General features: G+C 70.8%; 4 protein-coding genes and 1 pseudogene. 3 read left to right on the top strand and 2 right to left on the bottom strand.

Annotated elements, in window-relative coordinates; all coding sequences use genetic code 11:
* Positions 1-405 precede the first annotated feature (405 nt).
* Both AB0J52_RS21625 and AB0J52_RS21630 read right to left on the bottom strand, forming a co-directional pair.
* A complete protein-coding gene (locus tag AB0J52_RS21625) occupies positions 406-2,916 on the bottom strand; it encodes a transglycosylase domain-containing protein (protein ID WP_500183552.1) in 2,511 nt (836 codons plus the stop codon).
* A gap of 595 nt (positions 2,917-3,511) precedes the next feature.
* Positions 3,512-3,889 carry a DUF5318 family protein gene (locus AB0J52_RS21630; protein WP_500183554.1) on the bottom strand — a complete coding sequence of 126 codons (378 nt, stop codon included), beginning with the start codon at positions 3,887-3,889 and terminating at the stop codon, positions 3,512-3,514.
* Between the two features lie 345 nt (positions 3,890-4,234).
* On the opposite strand from AB0J52_RS21630, the gene AB0J52_RS21635 reads away from it, so the two are divergent.
* The 3 genes and pseudogenes from AB0J52_RS21635 to AB0J52_RS21645 all read left to right on the top strand — a co-directional run.
* A complete protein-coding gene (locus AB0J52_RS21635; RefSeq protein WP_500183556.1) occupies positions 4,235-4,861 on the top strand; it encodes a PadR family transcriptional regulator in 627 nt (208 codons plus the stop codon).
* 111 nt (positions 4,862-4,972) lie between these two features.
* The gene (locus AB0J52_RS21640; RefSeq protein ID WP_500183558.1) at positions 4,973-6,052 is read left to right on the top strand and encodes an inositol-3-phosphate synthase; all 1,080 of its coding nucleotides are present in this window, start codon (positions 4,973-4,975) and stop codon (positions 6,050-6,052) included.
* Between the two features lie 300 nt (positions 6,053-6,352).
* Positions 6,353-6,919, top strand: a pseudogene (locus AB0J52_RS21645) (hypothetical protein); the annotation flags it as partial.

The following is a 6,919-nucleotide window of genomic DNA, read 5'->3' on the forward strand; positions in this document are numbered from 1 at the left end:
CACCGTTCGGCGTACCCCGGCCGGGGGGCATGGCGCTACCGCCGGGGCGGCCGGAGCCCTGCGCCGGAGGCGGGCTCTCTCCGTATTCCGGTCCGTATTGGCTTCGGTAACTCACACGACCTCATTGGTGGGGGTACGGCTGTGCGTCGGACCTGAGGGTACTGCGCACCACGGGGCGCTGGGGGCCGCCCTGGCGGTCCCGCCCGCCCGATCAACGCGGGAGCAAAGCGAAAAATCCCTGTTCAGGGATGGTTTTATAGCTTTGTCATCAAATGAGATGGATCACTCGTGGTGGCACCGCGAGCACCCACGGTCGGCGCCGCGCTTCGCGCGTCCTCTCGGAAGACGCGAACCCGGCCCGACGGGTTGTCGGGCCGGGCTCATTCTGGACCGGTCAAATCCGGGTCACGGTCTCCCCGGTGGAGCGGTCACGAGCATCCGCGGACGGTCGGCCACCGAGTTCGGCCAGGCCGGGCCGCCGTGCCCCCGGCCCTTCTTCCGCCCGTCGCAGCGCGGGTCGCCGTTGTGGATGGCGCACCACCACTTGGGCGGCGGGTTGGACGGCGGCTTGTTCGGGTCGCAGTTGGCGTCCGGGAAGGGCGACTGGCACGGCTGCTTGCCGCCGCCCCCGCCGCCGTGGTCGTCGCCGCCCCGGCACCGCGGGTCGTACTGGCCCCACGGGGCGCTGTCGCACCACGGCGGACGCTTGTCCTCCTTCTTCTTCTTCTCCTTGTAGACGTCCACCCACTTCTGCGGGGTGCCGACCCACGCGGGCGGCGGGAACTGCTCGACCGCCAGGCCGTTGGTGGCCTCGTCCATGTACGCGTGCCAGATCTTCGCCGGGACGCTGCCGCCGACGACCTCGCCGATGCCCGGGACGACCAGCGTCTTCCGGTCGTTGTTGTACATCGTCACGGCCGTCGAGATCTGCGGGACGTACCCGACGAACCACGTCGCGATGTTCTTGTCGGTCGTGCCGGTCTTACCGGCCACCGGACGGTCCGACAGCGCCGCCGACGGCGCGGTGCCGCCGGGCTTCACCGGCTGCTGCAGCGCGTAGGTGACGTCCTGGGTGATCGGCTTGGACAGCGCGGCCCGCTTCACCTGCCAGTCCAGCTTCTTGAAGACCTTGCCGTCCGACGTGCCCACCCTGCGGATCACGTGCGGCTGGTACCAGGTGCCGCCGTTGGCGAACACCGAGTAGCCGGACGCCTGCTCGATCGGCCGGATGTTGTTGATGCCCAACGCGATGCCGTACTGGCCCTTGTAACTCTCGACCATGTCCGGGCTCACGCCGAGTTGTTCGGCCATCGAGACGATCTGCGACGAACCGGTCTTCAGCGCCAGCTGCGCGAACGCGGTGTTCGTCGACTCCTTCATCGCCTGGATGAGGGTGATCCCGCCCTTGGCCTGGTGGGAGTTCGGCAGGCCGCCCCGCGTGACGTCGTTCGGCGCGCCGCCCTTGACCGAGTTGCCCTGGGCGTCGAAGCCCATACCAGAGCGTCCCTCGACCAGGCTCTTCAGCCCGTAGCCCTTCTCCAGCGCGGCGGCCAGGACGTACGGCTTCATCGCCGAGCCGGCCTGCGCGCTGCCCATCCAGACGTTGTCGTAGGAGTCCTTCAGGTAGCTCGGCCCGCCGTAGATGGCCTCGACCTCGCCGTTGCCGGTGTTGACCGAGGCCAGCCCGAGCCGGATGTGCTTCTTCAGCAGCTTGTTCGGGTCGACGCCCGGGACCGTGTCCTCGACGGCCTTGCGCGCGGCGGTCATCTTGCGCTGGTCGAAGGTCGTGGTGATCCGCAGGCCCTTCTCGATCACCGTCTTCTCGTCGATGCCCTGCCGGTCCAGCTCCTTCAGCGCGCGCTTGATGACGTAGCCGCGCTGCCCGCCGAAGGTGGACGGTCCGCCGATCTCCTTCGTCGCGGGCATCTGCTTGCTGTACTGCGCGTACTGCTGGTCGGTCAGGTGGTGCGTCTTGCGCATGCCGTCCAGCACGTACAGGTAGCGCGCCCTGGTCTCGGCCACCCACTGCTTGTTGCCGCTGCGCGGGTCGTACTTGCCCGGCTGCTGGATGATCGCGGCGAGCAGCGCGCCCTCGTCGGGCTTGAGCTCGTTGACGTGCTTGCCGAAGTAGGTGTTGGACGCGGCCTCGATGCCGTAGGAGTTGCGGCCGAAGTAGATCGTGTTCAGGTACAGCTCGAGGATGTTGTCCTTGCTGCCGAGCTTGTCCTCCAGCTTCAGCGAGATGAACAGCTCCTGGAACTTGCGGCCCATCGTCCGCTTGTCGTTCAGGTAGTAGTTCTTCGCGAGCTGCTGCGTGATCGTCGAGCCGCCCTGGGTCTCGCCGCCGGACAGGTTCTTCCACACGGCGCGGCTGATGCCCGACACCGAGAAGCCGCTGTCGGTGTAGAAGGAGCGGTTCTCGGCGGCGACGACCGCGTAGCGGACGTCCATCGGCACCTTGGCGATCGGGACCGTCACGCGGTTCTTGCCGATCCGGCCGACCTCGGTCTTGCCGTCGTTGTAGTAGAAGATCGCGGCGGTCTTCGTCGCGTCCGCGTTCCCCTCGTCCGGGACGGGCGTCTGCGCGTACGCGACGCCGATCGCCGTGCCGAGGCCCGCCGTGACCAGCAGCCCGGACCCGACGACCAGCTTCCAGGACGGCAGGAACCGCCGCCAGCCCGTCGACCGGGACCTCAGGTGGTCGTACCAGTGGCGCGGGCCGCGCTCCGGCGGCCTCCGCCGCCGCCCGCCGCCCGGCCCGCCGGGGCCTCCCGGCCCACCGGGACCGCCAGGACCGCCGGGGCCTCCCGGCCCACCGGGACCGCCAGGACCGCCGGGGCCTCCTGGGCCTCCTGGGCCGCCGGGTCCACCCGGGCCCGCCGGCTCGCCGAAGCCGAACTCGAACACACCCGGCACGGCGCCCTCACCCGGCATCCCCGTGGGGACGGGAGCCGGGGGCTTCATTCCGGGAGCCCCAGGGCCGCCAGGTCCGGGCATCCCGAACTGGCCGGGTCCGCCGGGTCCACCCGGGCCGTTCGGCCTGCCGGGCCCGTTCGGGCCGCCAGGACCGCCGGACGGCGGGCCGGCCGGGGCTCCGGGGCCGCGGGGCGGGACGCCCTGGCCACCAGGGAAGGAGGACGGCCCGGGCCCGCCGGGCGGTGCGCCGCCGCCAGGGTCACCGGGGCCGCCGAACGGGCCGAAAGCGCCGCGTCCGGGGTCGGAAGGAGAGTTCGCCGACGCGTCCGGACTGCCGCCGGGCGCGGGGACGTGCCGTCCGCCCGGCCGCAGCGGACCGGGTTCCGGTCGGGGCTGGCCTGGAGTGCTCACGTGACCTCGTTCGGCAGGGGACAACGACAGTTGTGGTGTCGGAAGAGTACTGGGCCACCCGGTGAACGGGAGAGGCACGTGGCGGTCGCGGGCGGCGTCCGGGGGTGGCGCGCGGGGGCCGGGACGCGGCGTCAGGAAGGCGAAAGGGCAGGTCCGCCAGGAGGTTTCCGGCGGGCGGGCGGGCTCAGCCGTCGGCCGCCGGATCCTCGTGACCGAGGACATAGGAGCGCGACAGGTGGTTCCACGCGCAGCCCTGGCACACCTCGACGACGTAGACCCGGAACTCGCCGTACTCGCGGGCCATCTCGGCGAGCTCGGCGGTCCCGGTGACCCGGCCGGCGAGGCGGCCGAGCTCGTCCCCGTAGACGTACCGGACGAGGGTGAGCCGGACGGCGTGGCAGACCGGGCAGGGCGCGTCGGTCGGCTCGCCGTGGAACCGCGCCGCGCGCAGGAGGTAGGGGTGGGCGTCGCAGGCGTCCGCGCGCGTCAGCTGCCCGGACCGCAGTTCGGCCAGGGCCGCCCGCTTGGCCAGGCCGTAGTCGACGACCAGCCGCGGCCTCATGGGCGGCGGTCCCGAGCACCGCGCGCGGCCCGCATGCCAGCAGGGTAAGCCCGTCCCGCCCGCCTCCGGAAGATCACCGCCGCCACACCTGCCTCCGGCCCGCGCGGCGCGCCCTCCTTCCACCACCGGACGGGCGACGAGCGAGCACGGCCCGTCCCGCCAAGCTGACCAATTCGGGCAGTATGCGCAGGTCAGAGGCGTTATAGAAGAGGGTGCGGCGGCCGTCACAGCGTCCGGACTTGCCAGGACGCGCGGCGGTACGTATCTTTCAGATGTATCGAGTCGATACATTCACTCGATACATCACATGGAGACATCGGCTCTGCGGACGAACGGGACGGGCTCATGGCGGGCAAGAAGGGCGCGGGCGTGCTGGAGCTCGCCGTGCTCGGGCTGCTCCACGAGTCCCCGATGCACGGGTACGAGCTGCGCAAGCAGCTCAACATCCTGCTCGGCATGTTCCGCGCGTTCTCGTACGGCTCCCTGTACCCGTGCCTCAAGCAGCTCCTCGCCAAGGGGCTCATCGTCGAGGACCGGCCGCAGGAGCCGAACGTGCCGCTGGCACTGCAGAGCCGGCGCTCGAAGATCGTGTACAAGCTCACCGCCGACGGCAAGGAGCGGCTCGAGGAGCTGCTCACCGAGGCCGGTCCGGCGGCGTGGGAGGACGAGGGGTTCGGCGTGCACTTCGCCTTCTTCTCGCACACCCGCGCCGACGTGCGGCTGCGGATCCTCGAAGGCCGGCGCAGCCGGCTGGAGGAGCGGCTGGAGAGCGTCCGCGTCGCGCTGGCGCGGACCCGCGAGCGGGTCGACTCGTACACGCTCGAGCTGCAGAACCATGGGCTCGAATCCGTCGAACGCGAGGTCCGGTGGCTCAACGAGCTGATCGGGCGCGAGCGGGCGGAGCAGGAACAGGCCAGAACCTCAGAACGTCTTCAATCGATTCAGAACATGCCTCCGGAGACCGGCCGCTGACGACGCGGCACGGCCTGGGACGGGTGAACACCACCTCATGTCCCGCAGAGGTGGCGTTCGTCCTTCGGGGCGGGCGAGGATCGCCAACCGCTACAGAGAAGGAGCAACCGGATGGGTTCGGTGCGCGTAGCCATCGTGGGTGTGGGCAACTGCGCCTCTTCGCTCGTCCAGGGTGTCGAGTTCTACAAGGACGCGGCCCCCGAGACGCGTGTCCCCGGCCTCATGCACGTCCAGTTCGGCGACTACCACGTCGGTGACGTCGAGTTCGTCGCCGCGTTCGACGTGGACGCCAAGAAGGTCGGCATGGACCTGTCCGAGGCGATCCACGCCAGCGAGAACAACACGATCAAGTTCGCCGACGTCCCGCCGTCGGGCGTGACCGTGCAGCGCGGCCACACCTTCGACGGCCTCGGCGAGTACTACCGCGACATGGTCGAGGAGTCGGACGCCGAGCCGGTGGACGTCGTCCAGGCCCTGAAGGACGCCGAGGTCGACGTCCTCGTGTCCTACCTGCCGGTGGGCTCGGAGGAGGCGGACCGCTTCTACGCGCAGTGCGCCATCGACGCCAAGGTCGCGTTCGTCAACGCGCTGCCGGTGTTCATCGCCTCCGACCCCGAGTGGGCCGCCAAGTTCACCGAGGCGGGCGTCCCGATCGTCGGCGACGACATCAAGTCCCAGGTCGGCGCGACCATCACGCACCGCGTGATGGCCAAGCTGTTCGAGGACCGCGGCGTCGAGCTGCTGCGCACGTACCAGCTCAACTTCGGCGGCAACATGGACTTCATGAACATGCTGGAGCGCAAGCGCCTGCAGTCCAAGAAGATCTCCAAGACCCAGTCGGTCACCTCCCAGATCCCGCACGAGATGGCCAAGGCCGACGTGCACATCGGCCCGTCCGACCACGTGCCGTGGCTCGACGACCGCAAGTGGGCCTACGTCCGCCTGGAGGGCAAGTCCTTCGGCGACACCCCGCTGAACCTGGAGTACAAGCTCGAGGTCTGGGACTCCCCGAACTCGGCCGGCGTCATCATCGACGCGGTCCGCGCCGCCAAGATCGCCAAGGACCGCGGCATCGGCGGCCCGATCCTGTCGGCCAGCTCCTACTTCATGAAGTCCCCGCCGGAGCAGTACTCCGACGACGACGCGCGCGACGCCGTCGAGGCCTTCATCAACGGCGAGCTCGACCGCTGATCCCCGCCCGCGCGGCGGCCCGGTGAGGAGCCGCCGCCGAGCGGGCGAGGCTGAACGGCCTTTCGAGCGGCCCCTGGCAGGTGACCTGCCAGGGGCCGCTTTCGTTCATAGGGAAAATCGGTATACACCCCCGGTTGTCACGTTCTGGCCTTACTCTGGCACCCTGCGTGACACATCCGGGAGGCTCCGATGGCAGCACCGGCGTGGCGCCCGGCAGGGGTTCCCCGCTCCCCCGCGTCCTTCCCGTGCCAGGCGCCGTTCCCGTGCCGCCGCGCCGTCGCGGTGGTGGCGGGATGCACGGTGCTCGCGAGCCTGGCGGCGGGGTGCGGCGGCGGTCCTGACACCGCGGACGCCTCGCGTTCCGAATCCCACCGGGACGGCGGGACGCTGCGCGTGGTCGGCTCGTCCGACGTCGAGCACCTGGACCCGGCGTCGGCGGAGAGCGTGGGCGCGCGCGGCCTCGACCGCACCTTCGCGCGGACGCTGTTCGGGACGCTCGCGTCCAACGTGTTCGCCGAGACGGTCCCGGTGCACCCTGATGTGGCCGAGCGGCTCCCGACCCGGGCGAACGGCGGTGTCAGCGCGGACGCCCTGACCTACACGGTCCGGCTGCGGGGCGACGTCATGTGGGACACCGATCCGCCGCGCCCGGTCACGGCCCCGGACTTCGTGCGCGGCTTCAAGCGGCTGTGCAACCCGGCCGCGCCCTCCGCCGGCAAGGGCTACTTCACCTCGACGCTGCGCGGCATGGACGCCTACTGCCGGGGATACGCGCGGCTCGGAACCCGGGGCATCGGCGCGGCCACCTCCGGCTCGCCCGCCGCCGACGCGCGCGCCGCCGCCGCCTTCGCCGCCTACCAGAACGGC

Source organism: Spirillospora sp. NPDC049652 (assembly GCF_040675125.1).
Lineage (GTDB): Bacteria > Actinomycetota > Actinomycetes > Streptosporangiales > Streptosporangiaceae > Spirillospora.

What these genes read in the sequence shown, in the direction of transcription:
- AB0J52_RS21630 (WP_500183554.1), bottom strand. Translation starts at nt 3,889, where the DNA reads ATGAGGCCGCGGCTGGTCGTCGACTACGGCCTGGCCAAGCGGGCGGCC.
- AB0J52_RS21635 (WP_500183556.1), top strand. Translation starts at nt 4,235, where the DNA reads ATGGCGGGCAAGAAGGGCGCGGGCGTGCTGGAGCTCGCCGTGCTCGGG.
- AB0J52_RS21640 (WP_500183558.1), top strand. Translation starts at nt 4,973, where the DNA reads ATGGGTTCGGTGCGCGTAGCCATCGTGGGTGTGGGCAACTGCGCCTCT.